The 18,952-nt window shown below is 43.9% G+C and carries 18 protein-coding genes; 12 read left to right on the forward strand and 6 right to left on the reverse strand.

All coding sequences use genetic code 11. The features are described 5' to 3' along the window. Window positions 1-266: 266 nt before the first annotated feature. Window positions 267-911 carry a response regulator transcription factor gene (locus AC13DA_RS03805; RefSeq protein WP_007144404.1) on the reverse strand — a complete coding sequence of 215 codons (645 nt, stop codon included), beginning with the start codon at window positions 909-911 and terminating at the stop codon, window positions 267-269. Window positions 912-921: 10 nt separating this feature from the next. Further along, window positions 922-1,908 (reverse strand): sensor histidine kinase, encoded by a 987-nt coding sequence (locus AC13DA_RS03810; RefSeq protein WP_482945852.1) that lies wholly within the window; start codon window positions 1,906-1,908, stop codon window positions 922-924. Between the two features lie 196 nt (window positions 1,909-2,104). Between AC13DA_RS03810 and AC13DA_RS03815 the strand changes: the two genes are divergently transcribed. From AC13DA_RS03815 to AC13DA_RS03825, 3 genes are read left to right on the forward strand one after another with little or no spacing between them, the layout of a single operon-like run. Further along, window positions 2,105-2,425: a hypothetical protein gene (locus AC13DA_RS03815; protein WP_273182980.1), complete on the forward strand. Its 321-nt coding sequence runs from the start codon at window positions 2,105-2,107 to the stop codon at window positions 2,423-2,425. 39 nt (window positions 2,426-2,464) lie between these two features. Further along, the gene (locus AC13DA_RS03820) at window positions 2,465-2,986 is read left to right on the forward strand and encodes an SRPBCC family protein (RefSeq protein WP_284450869.1); all 522 of its coding nucleotides are present in this window, start codon (window positions 2,465-2,467) and stop codon (window positions 2,984-2,986) included. Then, window positions 2,987-3,934 (forward strand): YncE family protein, encoded by a 948-nt coding sequence (locus AC13DA_RS03825; RefSeq protein WP_284450870.1) that lies wholly within the window; start codon window positions 2,987-2,989, stop codon window positions 3,932-3,934. It abuts the gene before it with no gap. On the opposite strand, the gene AC13DA_RS03830 is transcribed toward AC13DA_RS03825, so the two are convergent. From AC13DA_RS03830 to AC13DA_RS03840, 3 genes are all read right to left on the reverse strand, one after another. Then, window positions 3,935-8,191, reverse strand: a complete 4,257-nt coding sequence (locus AC13DA_RS03830) for an EAL domain-containing protein (protein WP_482945853.1) — start codon at window positions 8,189-8,191, stop codon at window positions 3,935-3,937. A gap of 250 nt (window positions 8,192-8,441) precedes the next feature. After that, the gene (trmL, locus tag AC13DA_RS03835) at window positions 8,442-8,921 is read right to left on the reverse strand and encodes a tRNA (uridine(34)/cytosine(34)/5-carboxymethylaminomethyluridine(34)-2'-O)-methyltransferase TrmL (protein WP_284452244.1); all 480 of its coding nucleotides are present in this window, start codon (window positions 8,919-8,921) and stop codon (window positions 8,442-8,444) included. Window positions 8,922-8,927: 6 nt separating this feature from the next. Continuing rightward, a complete protein-coding gene (locus AC13DA_RS03840; protein WP_284452245.1) occupies window positions 8,928-10,508 on the reverse strand; it encodes a lytic transglycosylase in 1,581 nt (526 codons plus the stop codon). Between the two features lie 80 nt (window positions 10,509-10,588). Between AC13DA_RS03840 and AC13DA_RS03845 the strand changes: the two genes are divergently transcribed. The 5 genes from AC13DA_RS03845 (at window position 10,589) to AC13DA_RS03865 (ending at window position 15,007) form a co-directional block, all read left to right on the forward strand. Then, a complete protein-coding gene (locus AC13DA_RS03845; RefSeq protein ID WP_284452246.1) occupies window positions 10,589-11,386 on the forward strand; it encodes a hypothetical protein in 798 nt (265 codons plus the stop codon). Window positions 11,387-11,404: 18 nt separating this feature from the next. Beyond that, window positions 11,405-12,265 (forward strand): mechanosensitive ion channel family protein, encoded by an 861-nt coding sequence (locus AC13DA_RS03850; protein ID WP_273182991.1) that lies wholly within the window; start codon window positions 11,405-11,407, stop codon window positions 12,263-12,265. A gap of 65 nt (window positions 12,266-12,330) precedes the next feature. After that, window positions 12,331-13,161, forward strand: a complete 831-nt coding sequence (locus AC13DA_RS03855) for a DUF2797 domain-containing protein (protein WP_284452247.1) — start codon at window positions 12,331-12,333, stop codon at window positions 13,159-13,161. After that, the gene (locus tag AC13DA_RS03860; protein WP_284452248.1) at window positions 13,162-14,184 is read left to right on the forward strand and encodes a quinone-dependent dihydroorotate dehydrogenase; all 1,023 of its coding nucleotides are present in this window, start codon (window positions 13,162-13,164) and stop codon (window positions 14,182-14,184) included. It begins immediately after the preceding gene. 1 nt (window position 14,185) lies between these two features. Continuing rightward, window positions 14,186-15,007, forward strand: coding sequence for a mechanosensitive ion channel family protein (locus tag AC13DA_RS03865; protein WP_284452249.1), 822 nt, complete (start codon window positions 14,186-14,188; stop codon window positions 15,005-15,007). Here the strand turns inward: AC13DA_RS03865 and gloB are convergent. Next, window positions 15,004-15,774, reverse strand: coding sequence for a hydroxyacylglutathione hydrolase (gene gloB / locus AC13DA_RS03870; RefSeq protein ID WP_284452250.1), 771 nt, complete (start codon window positions 15,772-15,774; stop codon window positions 15,004-15,006). The genes AC13DA_RS03865 and gloB overlap by 4 nt on opposite strands. A gap of 26 nt (window positions 15,775-15,800) precedes the next feature. Here gloB and AC13DA_RS03875 point away from each other — a divergent pair, with 26 nt between their 5' ends. The 4 genes from AC13DA_RS03875 (at window position 15,801) to grpE (ending at window position 18,912) form a co-directional block, all read left to right on the forward strand. Continuing rightward, window positions 15,801-16,532 (forward strand): class I SAM-dependent methyltransferase, encoded by a 732-nt coding sequence (locus AC13DA_RS03875; protein WP_284452251.1) that lies wholly within the window; start codon window positions 15,801-15,803, stop codon window positions 16,530-16,532. Continuing rightward, window positions 16,519-16,962: a ribonuclease HI gene (gene rnhA / locus AC13DA_RS03880; protein WP_284452252.1), complete on the forward strand. Its 444-nt coding sequence runs from the start codon at window positions 16,519-16,521 to the stop codon at window positions 16,960-16,962. The genes AC13DA_RS03875 and rnhA overlap by 14 nt, the downstream gene beginning before the upstream one ends. A 9-nt stretch (window positions 16,963-16,971) precedes the next feature. Then, entirely contained in the window at window positions 16,972-17,715 is a 744-nt protein-coding gene (gene dnaQ / locus AC13DA_RS03885) for a DNA polymerase III subunit epsilon (protein ID WP_284452253.1), read from the forward strand. Between the two features lie 657 nt (window positions 17,716-18,372). Then, on the forward strand, window positions 18,373-18,912 hold the full coding sequence (grpE, locus tag AC13DA_RS03890; RefSeq protein ID WP_007144423.1) for a nucleotide exchange factor GrpE: 540 nt from the start codon (window positions 18,373-18,375) through the stop codon (window positions 18,910-18,912). Window positions 18,913-18,952: the final 40 nt, after the last annotated feature.

Here is an 18,952-nt window from a genome sequence, read left to right on the forward strand (position 1 = left end):
CTATTTGTTTTGAGAGTCAGTCAATGCTGACTTTGTGTATCAGCTGTAAAAAACACGGCTGAGCACAAAGGTCATCTTCTTATCTTTGCTGTGACAGGGGATAGAGAGCGACACCTGAAAGGTTCAGGGAAGTTATCCTTAATTCGCTGGTGAAGCTATGTTGTTTAAGTTTTTTGTTTTTATATATCAATAATTTATTTGTTGTTTATGTTTTTCTCTATGGGAGCTATGTGTAAAAACATAATGAACTTTTTCACTAGCCACCATTAACTAGGCGGTGTAGTGATCAGGCCGGTTTTTTGTGCCAGGAAAATAATTTCGGCCAGATTATTAGTGCCTAATTTTCGCATCATATTGGTTTTGTAATTGGATACTGTTTTAGGCGCCAGAGCTAAGTTATCAGCCATTTCATTGATACTTTTTCCTTCTGCCACCATGCGAAATACGGCAAATTCCTGATGTGATAACGAGTGCACTTTCTGATCAGCATGAATCAGTTTTTCCATGGCAATGGCGCGAGCAATCTCTGTACTGAGATAGTGGCCACGACTGGCTATCGTTTTAACGGCTTCAATCAATACGGATGATGGACAGGATTTAGTGATATAACCGCGCGCTCCCATATCCATCGCTCGCATAGCCAGCGTGGAATCATCGTGCATGGTGCAAACAAGAATTTTAGCTTGTGGATCACGGGATGTTATGCGGCGAATACATTCAAGGCCACCGGCACCAGGCATGCTGATATCAATGATACAAACATCCGGTTTATGACTGACATAGAGCCGGTAACCTTCTTCTGAATTACTGGCCTGACCGATGACGTCAAACCCTGAAGAGTTCAATAAATGTTGGTAGCCATCTCGTAAAATGGCGTGATCATCAATCAATAATATAGTCGTTTTAGACATGATGGTTTACTCAAATAATTGGGTCATAAGGAATCGTAATCGTTAAGCAGGTTCCCTGAGGCTGACGAGATGCAATATAAAATTCGCCGTCTAAAGCCTCACAACGTTCACGAATACTGATAAGTCCAAGGCCTTGTTGGGCTTCTATATTGCTGTTGAAGCCCTGACCGTCATCTTCCAGCTTTAATTGAATACAGGCATTGCCAGGTTCACGGAATTGATGCAAATAGATAAAAACCTGATCGGCATTCGCGTGACGGCTAATATTCGTCAGCCCTTCCTGTAGGCCTCGATATATCGACAGTGCAACTGCTTTGGGTATTTCATGATCCTGTATCTCCAGTGAGAGATGTTCTCTACCCTGGAAGGCTTGTTTCCATTCAGAAACCAGCTCACGAACAGCGCCTTTAAGGCCGATACTGTCAAGGCTCGGTGGCTTTAGATGACGTAATTTATTACGGGTAATTGAGCGAAGCACTGTTGTACTGTCCATGACAGATTCGAGGATAGGCTGGAGAGTGGGGGCGTCGGTTTCGTTTAAGGCGACAGTCAGGTTAGCATCCATTGCAGCAAGGTGTTGGCCAAAGATATCGTGAAGTTCAGAGGCGAGATGATCGCGTTCAGACTCTCTGACCAAGGCTATTCGTTGGACTAAGGACTGTTTATCGTTGAGTAGCTGGCGTATTTTTTTATTGTTTTGGCTTAATTCTGCCTGCATCGCCAAATTGTGTTTGAGCGACAGTGATAACTCTGAAATACGTCGGGTGCTAAACCAGATAAGGCCCGCACAAAAAACCAGTAATACAAAAATAATCTCATCAAGCTGATAGAACTCGCCCAGAGCAGTCCAATCGATATAACGCTCTGCCAGATCCAAATACGATGCGACAAGATAAGTAATAAGTGACGAGATGGTAATCCAGACGACGTCGCGTTTAATACTGTGTTTACGCTGATTATTATCAGTGTGATGCTTGAGCTGCTGCAGGCCTTCCATAATGTATTCATACGTCATTAAAAAAGAAAAGTATGAAGCAGAGGCAGCGATTTACCCATAGCCTAAGATGAGATGGGGAGCAAATCACGCAGACATAGATGAAAAGGTCCTGATGAAATACAAGGACATGTCTCTAACGGTATCGGCACAATGCTCAGTACGATGGTCAAGTTTTCTATTCACTTTGAGGAAGAACATGAAACTCTTGCCACTACTGCTTTCAGTACTACTTTTTTTCCCCGGAATAAGCCTGGCGGATTCCACCACACACAAAACCTATGAGGAAATGGCATTCCTCAAACACTTCACCGGAAAAACCCCCGAATTTATCAGAACAGAGTTGGGTGAGCCTGACAGCATCGCTAAGAAAGAAAACGCCAGTGGCACGATTGAGTTCTGGATTTATCGTGATCTTGTGCAGCAAGCACACTCTGACAAAATTTATCGCTATACCCAGTTCGGCATTGTTAATGGCCATGTTGAGACATTGGGACATACCAATCGCGACCCTAAATAACATCCTATTTACGACACTTAAATTAAAGAGGAACACTTAATGAAATTATGGGCAACCGCCTTGATGGCAAGTCAATTATTCGTCACCAGCCTTGCTTTCGCTCATGGACCGACACCACAAAAAATCGATGAAAAAATGGTGATTGCTGCACCGATTGATAAGGTTTGGGAAAAAGTCTCAGATTTTAATGGCATAGCCGATTGGCATCCCATGGTTGAGTCAGTGACATCGCCCGAAGAAGGCACGCGAGTTCTCAAGTTAAAAGGCAAGGGTGAAATTACTGATAGCCTGGATGAGAAAGACGATGCGAAACATTATCTGAGTTATCGTTTATTAGAAGAGAATATTGAAGCTTTTCCAGTGAGCTTTTATACGGTCAGTATTGAATTAAGCAAGGCGAACGATGGTACGGAAATGAGCTGGAAGGGCCGCTTTTATCGTGCGGATACCGGCAATTTCCCACCTGAACAATACAATGATGAATCGGCAGTCAAAGCCATGGAAGCCTTTGCCAAAACAGGTATGGCTAGCCTGAAAGAAGCACTTGAAGGGAAGAAATAAGTGAAGTTGCGTTTAGGTCTCTCATTGAGTTTATTGCTAGTGGCTATGCCACTAGCAGCGCAACATGCTTATATCAGTAGTCAGGCAGCAAGTAAGGTCACGGTTGTTGATATTGATAAACAGGAAATCATGACTGCGGTTGATGTCGCAACAGGACCGGTAGGTGTCTCTTTAGACAATCAGCGTCATCAATTATTCGTCACCCATCCGGAAATGGGTGTTGTGACCATGATTGATACGCAAACCAATAAAAAACTGGGTGAAATCAGAACGGGTGGGCAACCTTTTGCTGTTGCTGTGGATCCCTCAGGTAAACATCAGGTTTTTGTCTCTGACTGGGAACGCAATGCCGTTGTTGTGATTAACCCGGAGACAAAATTAGTCGTTGATATTTTATCTGTGGGTAAAAATCCTGCTGGCCTGGCCATCGATAGTGAAGCAAGACGTATCTATGTCGCTAATCGCAATAGTGACACACTAACCGTGCTGGATGCTGACACACCGCGTCAGTACGCTGAAGTGAAGACCGGTAAAGCACCTTATGCTGTTACCGTGAGCCCTGATGGTGGACGTATTTATGTTACAGCGATTCAGGACAATACGGTGACGGTCATCAATGGTGATGATTACAAGGTGATCAAAACACTTGAAGCCGGTACGGCACCCTATGGTATTGCTGTAACGCCAGACAATCAGTGGTTATATGTGGCGAACCAAGGCACGAATGATGTCTGGGTTTTTGATACAAAACGTTTAGAAAGAGTGGCAAAAATTGATGTGGGCGAAATGCCTGAAAGTGTGTCTTTTACCGAAGATAGTCAATATGCTTATGTGACTAATTGGTTTAGTAATAGCTTGTCAGTGATTGATACTAAATCCCAGAAAGTTATCAAGCAGATTGCTATGCCTGATGGCCCAAGAAGTCTGGGCCATTTTATTGGTAACTAATTATTGCTGTTTTTTGGCATCCAGCAGTAATTCAATGGTTTTAAAGTGGTCTTTCAGTTCAGCAATACCAGCATCATTAATAGGATGCTGGTCTTCCTGATACTGATATTTCAGACTATTGGCATTATGATAAAGCTCTGTATAAGCCAGTTTCATCGACTCTATCCATACTCTATCAAACAAATTCTGTTTCTTGGCTTGCTCCAGCCATAAACTGAAGTGACATTTCTTATGATTCATCAGTGGCCAATGAGTAATAGTGTCAGGACTCGACTCTAGATTGGCAATCACACGGTTTAGCCAATAATTGATCTGCAGCGTCATTAATTCCAGTAAGGTCTGTTCCGCATTAAGCTGACGATTAGCCAGATCGATCCATTGCTTATTTGGTTGGTAATCAGTGAACCATTGATTGCAGTCATCAGCCGACATTGGATACGCGATCGCATAACCTTGCGCTAAATCGCAGCCCATCGCCAGCAACATCATGCCATGCTCAGTTGTTTCTACACCTTCAGCGATGACCTGATGATGGAAAGCGTCTGTCAGACCAATAACGCCATCAATAATCGTATAGTCATTGGGATCGTCAATCAGATCACGTACAAAACTTTGATCTATCTTGACGGTATCTACAGGAAGATGACGTAAATGTGTCAGTGAGGAATAGCCGGTGCCAAAATCATCCAGTGAAATCTTAAGGCCAAGCGTGTGGCGGCAGGTTTCGATGATAGAAGAGATATTGTTAATATCGGTTAAAACACTACTTTCCAGAACTTCTAATTGAATGAGATAAGAAGGTACATTGGGATACTTGGCTAGAACACGGTCCAGATGGTCAAACAAACCTTGCCATTGCAGATGACGTGACGAAATATTAATGCTCATTTCCATTGTCCAGCCACGTTCAATCCAGTTGTTTAGCTGTTTGATGGCGCGCTCAATGACCCAGTTTCCTATGTTTATTTCCAGATAACTGCCTTGAACAACAGGTAAAAAGTGAGCTGGTGTGATCAAGCCCCGTTCAGGATGTTGCCAGCGGATTAATGCTTCAGCGCCAATGATGTCGCCTGAGCGCATATTCACCTTGGGTTGGTAGAACAGCACAAGTTGATCCGATATCAAAGCATCTTCGATCGACTTAAATTGATTCTGCTGTTCAGACATTTGCTCGTCTTGTTGCGTATCAAACATATGATGACGTTGGCGGCCAGATACTTTTGCCTGATACATTGCCTGGTCGGCATGGCGTAACAAGGTGTCGGCATCGGCATTGTCCAGAGGGTAAAGGGTGATACCAATACTTGCACTGCAACTGATGCTATTACCATCAATATGATAGGGCAGTTCAATAGCATGTCGGATACGATTTATCAGTGTTTCACAGTGCTCTGCTGAACTGACATCATTGAGTAATAAAGCAAATTCATCACCACCGAGTCGGGATGCGGTATCGTCTTGCCTGATACAGGATTGAATACGGGCAGAGACTTCAATCAGTAACTGGTCCCCCGCTTCATGACCATAGGTATCATTAACAGGTTTGAAGCCATCTAAATCTAAAAAGACCACAGCAAGCAGACTCTTATTGCGATTACTATGGGCGATGGCTTGCTTGAACCTGTCGGCAAATAATGTTCTGTTAGGCAATTGCGTCAGCACATCATAGTGCGCCATCATTTCCAGGGCATGCTGTTGCTCTTTGCTTTGGGTAATGTCGGAGAACATGCCGAGGTAATGTATGGTCTCACCATAATCATCGACCAATGTAGAAATAGTGAGTAACTCAGCATAGAGTTGACCATCTTTGCGTTTATTCCATATCTCGCCTTGCCAGTGGCCTTGCTGGCGGAGTTCATTCCACATCTCTTCAAAATATAAGGCGTCATGTTTATCAGAACGTAATATTGAGGGATTCTGATGTAATATTTCTTCCCTGCTGTAGCCCGTTATCTCAGAGAATGCCGGGTTTACATCGACGATAAGGCCGTCCGCGTCGGTGATGAGAATTCCCTCGTGTGCTTGTGTAAAGACCCTGCCGGACAGTTTTAATTTTTCTTCTGCACGTTTCCGCTCAGTAATATCGTAAAGAATAATTAATGTATCTGGTATCGTGTCACTGGTCACTTTACGGGCATTGGCAATGACAGAGCGTCGTTGCCCGTCTTTACAGATGAGATCGGTTTCAATAGATTCAAAATTGAAAGAAACGTATTGTTTGTTAAACGCGATATCAGCTTGTGTGATAAATCGTTCACGAGTTTCTACTTTGGGGAAGGTCCTGAGTAACCAATCATCTAATGTTGGAATATCGCTGAGGTCATAGCCGAAAGAGGTAATGAACGCTTGATTAAGGTAAGTAATTTTACCGTGATTATCGATAATGATTTCTGGCACGGGTGAGGTGTTCAAAACATCACTTAAACGTCCCTCACTTTCCTGAAGGGCTCGTCGTGACTGGCGCAGCCGGTAAATCCAGTAGCTAAACAATAGAAACAACAGCAGGATGCCAGAACCAAACTGTATCAGTGTTTTTAGTTGTGGTCCGGAGTCGATTTTAATACCCAGCCACTGAGACTCAATTTCTTTCTTTTCTTGCTCAGATAGCTGACTCAGCACTTTATTTATGATGCTTAATAGTTCTGGTTCATTTTTGACTATACCCATGCGGTATGCCGCTCTGGCTTGCGTTTGTCCGGCAAATTGAAGATTAATGAGGTCGCTGTTTTTTATTTGATAATTGGCATAGGCTGCATCCCCTATATAAGCATCTGCCTCGCCTCTAGCTACTTTTTCCAATGCTTGTCGAGGTGTGTCAGTGAACAGCAAAGTAATTTCAGGGTACTCATCGCTCAGCAGCGCGTTACTAAAGTTACCTTTTTCTAATGCGACTGTTTTACCAGCCAGATTTTTTAATGAACCAATGTAGCCATTGATATCCGTATTAATGATAACCACAGGATTTTGAATATACGGATCGGTAAACGTTAAGTATTCCTTACGTTCGGTGGTTTCATTCAGACAGGCCAGCATGTCGATTTCATCGTTTTGAGCCATAGTCATCAGTTCATCCCAGCTTCGATTAGAGATGATGTCGAATTTCACGCCCAATCGTTCTTCCAGCAAATTGATATATTCAGCAGCCAGACCAACATACTCACCATCCTTGTTGATCCACTCATAGGGAGCGAAGTCTTTGTCTACACCGACTTTAATAACGGGATGAGCCTGTAGCCATGCCTGTTCATCTTCAGTGAGAGATAACATGGTGCTGGGTTGATGAATGAAGTGATTAAGGGTTTTTTCTGGCAGAGCAGGGGCGACCCCCAGCTGTGCATAAATATCGGCAATGCGTTTCAGGCGACCAGGCTCAATACTGCCTAACGGTATTAGATCCGCCAATATTAGTTTTTTTGTCTCTCTTGCTTCAAACCTAAGTCGCGACAGGCTTTGTTCAGCACCATATTTCTGCTTGATGATATTAATCATCTCTTCACTATGCTCGAGCGCATAGTGCCAGCCTTTTAACGAGGCTTTCAGCATGCGTTGGGCTCGGCCTGGATATTTTTTCAGTTCGTCATCGCTGGTAAATAAAATATCGCCGTAAAAATCAAAACCATAATTACGCGGGTTGATGATGTTTATAGGGATTTTTTTCTGCAAAAACTCATAGGGTTGATCGCTGATGTAACCAGAAATGACATCGACTTCATTATTGATAAGGCTATCAATGCCCATTTTCTGAGGGATGATATTGATATCTTTCAGCTGGATTTCTGCATCATTCAGCAGGGTTCTTAAGATGGCGTCATTACCATTGCTGGCGTCAAACATGACGCGCTTTCCAGCCATTTCATAAGGACTGACAATTCCGGATTCTGAGCGTGACATAAAGACTAAAGCATCATGCTGGAATATCGCGGCTAAGGCTTTTATCGGTGAACCATTCGCGTATTTAGCGAGGATCCCGATACCACCGATACCGTAATCCGTTTTTCCGCTGACGACCTCATTGAGAACATTAATGTCAGGTTGACGAGGACGTAATTCAACATCCAGGCCTTCCTCTTTATAAAATCCTTTTTCTACGGCAGCAATGTAGCCAGCAAACTGATATTGATATTTCCATTTCAGTTGTAAACTGACTTTTTCCAGGGGTAAGTCTTCATCTGTAGCTTCCAGTTGAGCGTAGCTGGGTAGCGACAGGCTCAATAAAAGGTTAAGAAGACATACACAAAAAAATCGATGGCTTATCATTTCTAGTGATTTACACCCATGAATAATGCTCAATGAATTGTATAGAGGGTAAACATCTCTGTTTATAGCTTTCCCTAGCGTTTACACACAAAGATTTAGATGATGTGTTGGTGCTTAGATGATAACCCAATCAAGTCGAATAAGAATAGCGGCGATATCCTGAAGCTTTGTGTGATACTCGCATTTTCTATTTTTTTAATTGGCTCTAAAAACCAATATTTCACAGCAAGCGGAGTTAGTGAATCACTATTTAGTTGTTATCAAACTGTTTGGCACCGGAAAAATCCAGTTGTTGCCATGCTTGGTACAAGATAATGGCCGTTGCATTAGATAGATTAAGGCTTCGACTGTCAGGCAGCATCGGTATGCGTATTTTTTGCCTATCATTCACTTGATTGAGGACGTCTTCAGGCAAGCCGCGTGATTCCGGGCCAAATAACAGAATGTCTTCATCTTGATAGCTGGCTTGATGATGATGTTGTCTGGCTTTTGTCGTGCAGGCAAAAATTCGTCTGCTGCCGCTCCATGCTAAGAACTCATCGAAGCTCTTATGGACAAGGATATCAGCGAACTCATGATAATCCAGTCCAGCGCGGCGTAGGCGTTTATCATCAATAGCAAAGCCTAGCGGTTCAATTAAGTGTAGGCCTGCACCAGCATTAGCGCATAAGCGAATTATATTGCCCGTGTTGGGAGGAATCTCGGGCTCATAGAGAGCAACATGCAGCACAGCGGATCAGGTTTCGTCTATATACAGTTTTAAGCTCTGACCTGGCTGTAAAGTTGAGCGATCACTGAGGCCATTCCATTCTTTCACATCAGCAACACTGACATTAAATTTACGTGAGATTGCCCAGAGTGAGTCACCATCTTTGATAGTGTAACGGACCGACTTTCTGATATCTGCAGCAGCACTAGTGATGACAAGTTTTTCGCCTGCACGCAGGATGTCTTTGGCCGATTTATTATTCTGTTGAGTCAGCGTTTTTACATCGGTGTTATTTTTTCGGGCAATGTCCCACCAAGTGTCACCCGCTTTCACAACATAGGTCGATTTTTTGACATTCTCAGGTGACACACTCTTCTGTGCTTTATTCAAAGCCAATTTACTGATGTCATGTGAGGCGACCGGAATCAGTAGATTTCTTCCTGCACGGATTTGAGTGGTGCCGAGTTTATTGGCTTGTTTTATAACATCGACTGTGGTGTCGTAGTTTCTGGCAATAATACTTAAAGATTCACCACGTTTAATTTCATGACGTGCCCATTGCACTCGCTGTGAAGTAGGCATTTTTGCTAAGGCGGTTTTAAAAGTAGGAATTTTTTCCAGCGGCAGTACTAATTTATGGTTGCCTTGTGGCGCCGTTGCCCAGCGATTAAATGCCGGGTTTAATTGGTGTAGCTGTTTTTCGCTGATGCCTGCCATCTTGGCGGCCATCGCTAAATCGATCTGCGAACCAACATTAACCTGACCAAAGAACGGTTTGTTATCAATAGGGCTTAACTCTAGTTCATAACGTTCAGGGTATTTCACCATGTGGCTGACAGCCATTAAGCGAGGTACGTAAGCAGATGTTTCTTTGGGGAGATCGAGCGACCAAAAATCAGTCGGTTTACCTTGTTCCTGATTCTTTTTAATAGCACGTCCGACTGTGCCTTCACCACAATTATAAGCAGCAAAAGCGAGTTGCCAGTCACCAAAGTCGTTATGAAGTTTTTCAAGATAATCAAGTGCCGCTTGTGTTGACTTAACTACGTCACGTCTGCCGTCATACCACCAGTTCTGCTCCAGGCCATAAAGTTCACCAGTGCCTGGAATAAACTGCCATAACCCTGCCGCATGGCTGGGCGAATAAGCCATGGGTTTAAAGCCACTTTCGACAACAGGTAATAAGGCGACTTCCATCGGCATATTACGTTTTTTGACTTCTTCAACAATGTAAAACAGGTAAGGTCTGGCTCTTTCCACCACCCTAGCGACATAATCCTGATGATCAATAAACCAGCGAAGTTGACGTTCTGTATCTGGCTCAAGCGTCTTATAATCAGAGATGACAAAGCCGTTTCGAATGCGTTCCCAAACATCGGTTGGGTCTTGGGGAGGAAGTGTAATTGGTGGGTTTTCTGAGGATAGAGGGTTTTCGTTTTCTTCTAGGGATTCGTTATATGCTTGTTCCCAGGGAGTATGTTTCTGCTTTTGCTTCGCTTTAGAATACGTAACAGACGGCGATGCCGAGGCCCCCGCGACTTTTTCGGGGGTGCTGCTACAGGAAGCGACAAGTAACGTAAATACCGATACGAGTGCTATTCTTATCATATTTCGAGTAAACATCCGCGCTATTATAAGCAAGGATTTTCTACCTGTCTCCGAATAATTTATAAAAGTTGCAATTACTGATGGTTGAACAGCTAAATAACTGGTGGGGTGTTTTTGATTTTCCCCAGGAAACACAATGGGTTATGCGATGTGCAGATGTCTGTCTTGGGCTTCGTTCTGCGCCTCATCAATGGTGGGCAGGTTATGAATGGCAACAAAATATAAACCAATTTGAGCCTTCATTAAGAAATGAAAACAGTCCCTTTGAGTCATCACCTAAACATGAGCAACGTTTTGTTTTTGCTAAACTTCCAGAGAAAATGGTGATTCAGCCAGCGTTAGCCGACCGTCCTGTAGTGTGTCGGCCAGTGGTTTCGGTGAGTTTATTGCCGTTTCAGGAAGTCACTTTATTTGTGTGTCTACCTTTATGGTTGAAGATAGCGACTGGTGAATCCGATCAGACATTATTAGATATCCCAACGGTAAAAGTCTGTGACTCCTGGTTCGGTCCTAACACGCGTGAAGGTGTGTTGAGTTATGCCTCGCAAGTGAGTGAGCAATTAGATGTAAAGCCCATTGCCAATAACAAGGCGAGAGCCGCTATTGAGGTACGGATTCAGAATCAGTCTGATCAAGTGTTAACGCTGGATAAAATCAGTGTACCGGCACCTAATTTAAGTTTATATGCCGACAAACAAGGACAATTCTGGACGCCACGTATAACGCTGGTCAGACGTAATCAGGATGATGCGATTTTGAGTTTGGACGATGTGATAAGTGGTGGGCTAGCACTCAGCGAGCTTGAGCTGGTGTGTCCTGCGAGAGAAGATATTGGGCGTAGCAAAATTACCAAGGCCATTTCAGCCTTATTTGGTTAATTAGTTGAGTGAAAAGTTATGACGGAATGGTTTAACAGTCTCAATGCAGAATGGTTTATCTCTGCATCGGAAGCACTGATTTATTTTATTGTCGGGCTGATTCTGGCCAAGATGGCTAGTCGAGGTGTTCGTCAATGGAGTAAAAACCGTTTTGATACCCATCAACAGCTTTTGATGGCACGCGTGGCGTCGTATTTGATTTTGTTGGTGTTTGTTGTGATGGGCTTAAATGCGATCGGCTTCAACCTCGGCGTTTTAATTGGTGCCGCCGGGGTGTTATCCGTTGCTATTGGTTTTGCTTCGCAAACATCGGCCTCCAATATTATCAGTGGTTTATTTTTAGTCGCTGAGCGTCCTTTTTCTGTCGGTGACTTAATCAAGGTGGGGGAGACCACCGGTGAAGTACTTTCTATCGATTTGTTATCGGTGAAATTGCGTACCTTTGATAATTTGTTTGTGCGCATTCCAAACGAAACATTGATTAAGTCAGAAGTCACAACGTTGACGCGTTTTCCTATCAGACGAATTGATTTAAGTATTGCTGTTGCGCTGAAAGAAGATATCAAGGCGGTCAGAAAAGTCCTGGAGAAAGTGGCAGAGGCCAATCCACTTTGCCTTGATGAGCCCAAACCAAAATTTGTGTTTCTGGGCTTTGGCGACTCATCGCTGAATATGCAGTTTTCGGTATGGGTGAAGCGTGAGAGTTTTATTGAACTCAAAAACAGTATTCATGAAGAAATCAAAGAAGCGTTTGACGCTGAATCGATAGAAATTCCTTTTCCACATCGTTCCCTATATACCGGTTCTGTAACAGAACCTTTTCCGATTCGTTTGGTAACAGATAATGAACCAAAGCCAAATATGGACAACAAAGAATAGCGGCTGTCGGCCACAGCCTATCTACGATAAGATCAGCAGAAAAACTCAGATTAAAGGGAGACTCAGTGGCAAAGCTCAGCGGACAATTGTCCAAAATGCAGGTCAGCCTGACTAACAATAGACAAGCACATTATGCAATAAAGCTCGATGAGCAAGTATTCGCTTTAAATGAGGTGATCGGTCAGCCGATTTCCTTACACTATCAGGGTGAAATCCATTGTCTGAATTGCGATCGTCTAACGAAAAAAAGTTTCAGTGGTGGCTTTTGTTTTCCCTGTTCGCAGAAGTTAGCACAATGTGATTTGTGTTTTATGAAGCCAGAGCTTTGCCACTATGATCAGGGCACCTGCCGTGAACCGGAGTGGGGTGAAGCGGTATGTATGCAAGACCATATTGTGTATCTGGCAAACAGTTCTGGTTTAAAAGTCGGTATCACTCGTATCAATCAGATTCCAACACGGTGGATTGATCAGGGCGCCACTCAAGCTGTACCTATTTTTCGGGTAAAAAGCCGTTATCAATCGGGCTTGGTTGAGGTGATGTTTAAACAGCATGTATCTGACCGAACTGACTGGCGGAAAATGTTAAAAGGTGAAGCAGAACCGCTTGATTTGGCTGCGGAAAGAGATCGATTATTAGCCTTGTGTGAGAGTGGAATAAGCTTACTGCAACAACAGTTTGGCGAGTCAGCTATTCAAGTATTAACAGCTGAGCCTGTGCAAACGATTGAATACCCGGTGAATGCCTATCCGAAAAAAGTCAGTTCATTTAATTTTGATAAAACGGCAACTGTTGAAGGACGGTTGGATGGCATTAAAGGCCAGTATCTGATTTTAGATAACGGTGTTATTAATCTCCGCAAATTTAGCGGTTATCACATCGAAGTGGAGGTATAAATGTTTTACCGCATTATGCGAGATCTGATGTTTCGTCTTGATGCCGAGAAGGCCCACCATCTTGGTTTAGTTGGTCTTGATTGGCTGGAAATGACCGGTGCGTCATGGCTGATGACTCGCAAGATGAAAATGAAGCCAGTACGCGTGATGGGGCTGACGTTTCCTAATGCCGTCGGGCTTGCCGCCGGGCTGGATAAAAATGGTGATCACATTGAAGCAATGTCGGCACTCGGGTTTGGCTTTGTTGAGATTGGTACAGTCACACCACGACCACAACCGGGTAATCCTAAACCGCGATTATTTCGTATTCCTGAAGCACAGGGCATTATCAATCGAATGGGCTTTAACAACCTGGGCGTTGATCATCTTATTCAGCAAGTACAAGCAGCGGATACAAAAACCTTAATTGGTATTAATATCGGTAAAAACTTCGATACCCCTGTTGAGAAAGCGGTAGATGACTATTTAACAGGTCTTAATAAGGTTTACCCTCACGCTGACTATGTCACTATCAATATTTCCTCGCCAAATACGCCAGGGCTTCGCACGCTTCAGTTTGGCGAGTCTCTGGACAGCTTGTTATCAGCCTTAAAAAAGGCACAGGCTGATTTAGCAGAACAACATAACAAATATGTACCGATGGCGGTGAAGGTTGCGCCAGATCTGACAACTGATGAAGTGTCGCAACTAGCGCAGGCATTCAATAAACATAAGATTGATGCGGTGATTGCCACCAACACGACGATGGATCGTGAGGCGGTAGCAGGTCTGCAGAATGCTGATGAGGCGGGCGGTTTGAGCGGTGCACCTGTTTTTGAAAAATCAACGGAAATTGTCAGACTTTTCCGCGAAGCACTTGATGATGACTTGCCTATCATCGCTGCCGGTGGAATCATGTCTGCTCAACAGGCGTTAGCCAAGTTGGATGCTGGTGCATCCCTTGTACAAATTTATAGTGGCCTGATTTATCAAGGCCCCAAGCTTATTCGAGAAGTGATTCAATCCATATCAAAGAGGAACTAACATGGAAACTGCAACCGGAAGTATTGTTGTATTCTGGCTGATCAATATTCTCTATGCTGCGATCATTGTTTTTGTCGGTCGTATAGTAGTCAAGTGGCTGGTAAAAATGTCACGCAAACTGATGGTCAGAGCAAACCTTGATCCTATTCTGATTAATTTCTTTAGCACCATTGCCAACGCCATTTTATTGTTATTCGTACTCATTGCGGCTTTAGACCAACTGGGTGTCGATACCACCTCGATGATCGCTGTGCTGGGTGCAGCAGGTTTGGCGATTGGTCTGGCTTTAAAAGACTCACTCCAAAACTTTGCTGCCGGCGTGATGCTTATCCTTTTCAGACCCTTCAAAATTGGTGATTTTGTTGAAGCTGGAGGTACCGCAGGTGTTATTGAGACGATCACTATTTTCAATACGATTATGAAGACGGGTGATAACCGTGAAGTTATCGTCCCAAATGGTTTGATTTATGGCGATACCATCACTAACTATTCAGCAAAAGATACCCGACGCATCGATATGGTGTTTGGTATCGGTTATGACGATGATCTGCTCAAAGCCAAACAATTACTGACTGATATTGTCACCGGACATGAGAAAGTCATGGCAGATCCTGCTCCTGTTATTCGTGTGTCTGAATTAGCGGATAGCAGTGTGAATTTTGATGTGCGCCCATGGGTGGCTGCCGATGATTACTGGCCAGTCCGTTCGGAATTGATTGAAACCATCAAATTAGCGTTTGATGAAAACGGTATTTCTATTCCGTACCCACAAATGGACATTCACTTTAATAATCTTGATAAAGAAGATGAAAAGGCCGCTTAAAACGCATCTTTCCATGCTCTTAATGCTGTAAAAACAGCCTGACTATCTGCCAGCGGGCGACCGGAAAAAGATTCGGTCGCCTTTTTTATACTGTCTAACTCACAACGCAGAAAAGGGTTGGTGTCCAGCTCATCTTGCATCAATGAAGGAACGGTAGCTTGTTGCTGCTGGCGAGCTTTTTCTGTTTGTTCAAAGCGTTGTATCAGCAAGGCATTATCCGGCTCAACTGCTTTAGCAAAACGTAAATTGGCTAATGTGTATTCATGAGCACAATAGATTTCTGTTGTGGCAGGCAAGGTTGCAAGATGGCTGAGTGAGGAATGTAATTGCTCTGCGGTGCCACCTAATAATCGTCCGCAGCCGGCTGCAAATAGTGTATCACCGCAAAACAGTTTTCCTTCAGCCAAATAGCTAATGTGACCAGGCGTATGGCCAGGTGTATTTAAAACAGTAAATTCAGGAAATGCGGGGTCGATAGCAATGGTGTCTCTGCCAGTTTGTGGATGAGTCACCCCATTTATGTTTTCATTGGCAGGACCATAAACGGGAATGGCGACGTCTTTTGTTAACTCAACAATGCCCGCAGTATGATCGGCATGGTGGTGAGTAATCAATATAGCAATAAGGTCCAGATCTTTGGCTTTTAAGGTTTTTAAAACGGGCGTCGCATCACCTGGATCAACGGCAATGACTTTATTCGTACCTTGCGCTTGAATAAGCCAGATATAATTGTCTTCAAATGCGGGAATTCTGTGCACATTCAGCATGATTTCTCCTTTAATGGGCTCACAGTATGAATGAGAACAAACAACGACGACTGAATCAATGGTGGCATAGTCCATTGGGAGAGATGCTCATCCAACATGAGCAGGATATCCTGACATCTCTCAATCATCCTCTAGTCGGGTATTTTTATGTTCAATTAGGTGGTCATTATTCTTTGTTTCCACCGTCGAATCGAGCCATTAAAACAAGTATTGTGGGCCCAACGGGAGATCTAAATGCCAGCGCTGAGTCGCTGCCTTTCAAGTCTCACAGTATAGATAATTTATTACTTTTGCATGTGTTGGAGTATGCCCATGATCCGCATCAGGTATTGCGGGAAACGGAAAGAGTTCTTGGCGCCGATGGTCGAGTCATTTTATGCAGTTTCAATCCCTGGAGTTTGTGGGGGCTGCGCCGCCTGTTTTCATGGCAGGACAATGCGCCCTGGCATGGTCATTTTTTTACCCAAACTCGTATCAGGGATTGGTTAGCACTATTAAATTTTGAAGTGGTTGAACATCATAAAGTCATGTTCAGACCGCCTTTTAGCCGGATGAGTTGGTTAAATAGGTGCCGTTTTTTAGAGCGCTGGGGTAAACGTTTATGGCCATGTTTTGGCGGCGTGACGATTGTGGTGGCATGCAAAAGAACGATCCCGCTCAACCCGCTTAAACAACGCTGGCGTCAACCGAATTTATTTCCGTCAGCCGGTTTAGTGAATAAGCCGATAACAAGAGAAGGAACAGATGGACCACGTTGAGTTATTTACTGATGGTGCCTGTAGTGGCAATCCCGGCCCAGGTGGTTGGGGCGTGATATTACGAGCAAAGGGACAAGAAAAAGAACTGTCCGGTGCCGAAAAAAATACCACGAATAATCAAATGGAAATGATGGCCGTAATCGCCGGACTTGAAGCATTAAAGCGCCCATGTCAGGTCACAATTACCACGGATTCACAGTATGTCATTAAAGGCATGACCGAATGGTTAACAGGCTGGAAAGCCAAAAACTGGAAAACAGCAGCAAAAAAACCAGTGAAGAATGTTGAACTCTGGCAGCGCCTTGATAAAGCAGTAGCGCCTCATCAGGTAAAATGGGAATGGGTGAGGGGCCATCAGGGACATGTTGAAAACGAACGCGCGGATCAATTAGCTGTTGCCGCCAGAGAACAAATAGCCGCTAATAAATAAGAGGACACCATGGCAGAAAATGTTGTTAAACGACAAGTGATTCTGGATACCGAAACCACCGGTATCAGCACCGCTGAAGATCATCGAATTATTGAGATTGGCTGTGTGGAAATGGTTAACCGCCGCCTCACTGGGCAAACATTTCATCAATATATTAATCCTCATCGTGAAATTGATGCCGGTGCGATTGAAGTTCACGGCATCACCAATGAATTTTTAGCGGATAAACCGAGTTTTGAGGATATCGCTGAAGATTTTTTGCAATTCATTGAAGGTGCCGAGCTAATTATTCATAACGCCCCGTTCGACGTTGGCTTTATTGATCACGAGCTCAAAAAATTGAGCGGCGAAAACCGCCGGGTTAATTCGCTTTGCACAGTATTAGATACTTTAAAAATGGCCAGAGACAAACATCCGGGCCAGAAAAACAATCTCGATGCCTTATGTAAACGTTATGACGTGGATAACTCCAACCGTGAGTTACATGGAGCCTTACTGGATGCTGAGATTTTAGCGGACGTTTATTTAGCAATGACCGGTGGCCAGGTTAGTATGTTGCTGGCTGCTAACGAAGAGGAAACGGCAACCTCAACCACATCAGGAAGCGAAGCTGAAGAAGTTATTTCGACTGTAAAGTCCAGAAATCTGAAAGTCATCCGAGCCTCGGAGGAAGAACTTGCTGCGCATGAGGCGATGTTAGAAAAAGTGCAGAAAAGTAGTGGTGGGGAATGTGTTTGGTTGAGAGAATCATAGTCTTTAAGACTTTTAGGGTTCTAGGTTGGGTTGAGGAACGAAACCCAACACGCTCGTTGAATTAAAGTATCGAAGCTGCCGCGGGGCGTTCATTTAATTGGATTCGTGACATCCATGTCACTCACCCTTTGGGCGCTTCCGGCGTCCAAATTCGTTTCAGACGAATTTGTGCTTGTCCAAAATAAACGAACCAAACAAAAGGGCACCCGATATTGCCTTGTCTCAAAAAATTCACTGCATTTTATGGCGTGGACACCAACTTGCTACGCTCAAACACGTGCCCACTTAACCCATAAAATGAAGCCAATTTTTAGCGGCAATAGACGGGAAGAAAAGAATTCTCTCTTTCCCCATTTGTGCTGACGAGGAATGACATTTATTCAGGTCTGAGGGAGGCTAGTGTTTGAGCGTAGCGAGTTTTAGCCGACCGCATGAATCAATGTTATGACGAGTGGAGCCACAGGCCAGCACGGTGGGGTGCCCTAGGGTTGTTAGGGAAATGGGCAAGCATTTCCCTGACTCGCCAGTAAGGCGAAATAGCTTGTAAATAAATCAACGCTCATCGGGATATCTAAACAAAATCTAAATTTCGCCTTGAAATCAAATTTTTTACCCCCAGATTGACGTTCTGTTAGAAGCAAAGCGGAATACATCATCATGAGCAATGAAGAAATTGAAAAGCCAGAAGTAGAAGCGAGTGAGCAAGCTGAAACTGAGGCATCATCAGAAACAGAAAAAACAACAGAACAGTTGTTGGAAGAAGCACAAAAACAAGCAGAAGAAAACTGGAACCAGGTGTTATTAGCTCGTGCTGATCTGGAAAATGTTCGTCGCCGTCATGCTCGGGACCTGGAAAATGCCCATAAACACGCTTTAGATAAGTTTGTGAATGAGCTTTTACCCATTTGTGACAGCCTTGAACTTGGCTTAAATGCGGCTAAGTCAGAATCAGCGACGCTAGATGCAGTTCGCGATGGTATGAGTATGACCATGAAAATGTTACTCGACAATATTGGCAAGCTTGGCTTGGAACAGGTTGATCCCGTGGGCCAACCGTTTGACCCTGAATTACACCAAGCTGTGTCTATGCAACCTGCCGATGGCATTGAAGCCAATCATGTTATTAGCGTGATGCAGAAAGGCTATAGCTTCAATGGCCGTTTACTTCGACCGGCAATGGTTGTGGTCTCTCAATAAAAATACATTCGGGGCTTGAAATTTTAATTTTATCCCCCAA

The sequence above is a fragment of the Methylophaga sp. F-2 genome, from assembly GCF_056859315.1.

Bases quoted from the DNA above. Each gene is read 5' to 3' on its own strand.
- AC13DA_RS03805 (WP_007144404.1), bottom strand. From the start codon at position 911: ATGTCTAAAACGACTATATTATTGATTGATGATCACGCCATTTTACGA.
- AC13DA_RS03810 (WP_482945852.1), bottom strand. From the start codon at position 1,908: ATGGAAGGCCTGCAGCAGCTCAAGCATCACACTGATAATAATCAGCGT.
- AC13DA_RS03815 (WP_273182980.1), top strand. From the start codon at position 2,105: ATGAAACTCTTGCCACTACTGCTTTCAGTACTACTTTTTTTCCCCGGA.
- AC13DA_RS03820 (WP_284450869.1), top strand. From the start codon at position 2,465: ATGAAATTATGGGCAACCGCCTTGATGGCAAGTCAATTATTCGTCACC.
- AC13DA_RS03830 (WP_482945853.1), bottom strand. From the start codon at position 8,191: ATGATAAGCCATCGATTTTTTTGTGTATGTCTTCTTAACCTTTTATTG.
- AC13DA_RS03840 (WP_284452245.1), bottom strand. From the start codon at position 10,508: ATGATAAGAATAGCACTCGTATCGGTATTTACGTTACTTGTCGCTTCC.
- AC13DA_RS03845 (WP_284452246.1), top strand. From the start codon at position 10,589: ATGGTTGAACAGCTAAATAACTGGTGGGGTGTTTTTGATTTTCCCCAG.
- AC13DA_RS03850 (WP_273182991.1), top strand. From the start codon at position 11,405: ATGACGGAATGGTTTAACAGTCTCAATGCAGAATGGTTTATCTCTGCA.
- AC13DA_RS03860 (WP_284452248.1), top strand. From the start codon at position 13,162: ATGTTTTACCGCATTATGCGAGATCTGATGTTTCGTCTTGATGCCGAG.
- AC13DA_RS03865 (WP_284452249.1), top strand. From the start codon at position 14,186: ATGGAAACTGCAACCGGAAGTATTGTTGTATTCTGGCTGATCAATATT.
- gloB (WP_284452250.1), bottom strand. From the start codon at position 15,774: ATGCTGAATGTGCACAGAATTCCCGCATTTGAAGACAATTATATCTGG.
- AC13DA_RS03875 (WP_284452251.1), top strand. From the start codon at position 15,801: ATGAATGAGAACAAACAACGACGACTGAATCAATGGTGGCATAGTCCA.
- rnhA (WP_284452252.1), top strand. From the start codon at position 16,519: ATGGACCACGTTGAGTTATTTACTGATGGTGCCTGTAGTGGCAATCCC.
- dnaQ (WP_284452253.1), top strand. From the start codon at position 16,972: ATGGCAGAAAATGTTGTTAAACGACAAGTGATTCTGGATACCGAAACC.
- grpE (WP_007144423.1), top strand. From the start codon at position 18,373: ATGAGCAATGAAGAAATTGAAAAGCCAGAAGTAGAAGCGAGTGAGCAA.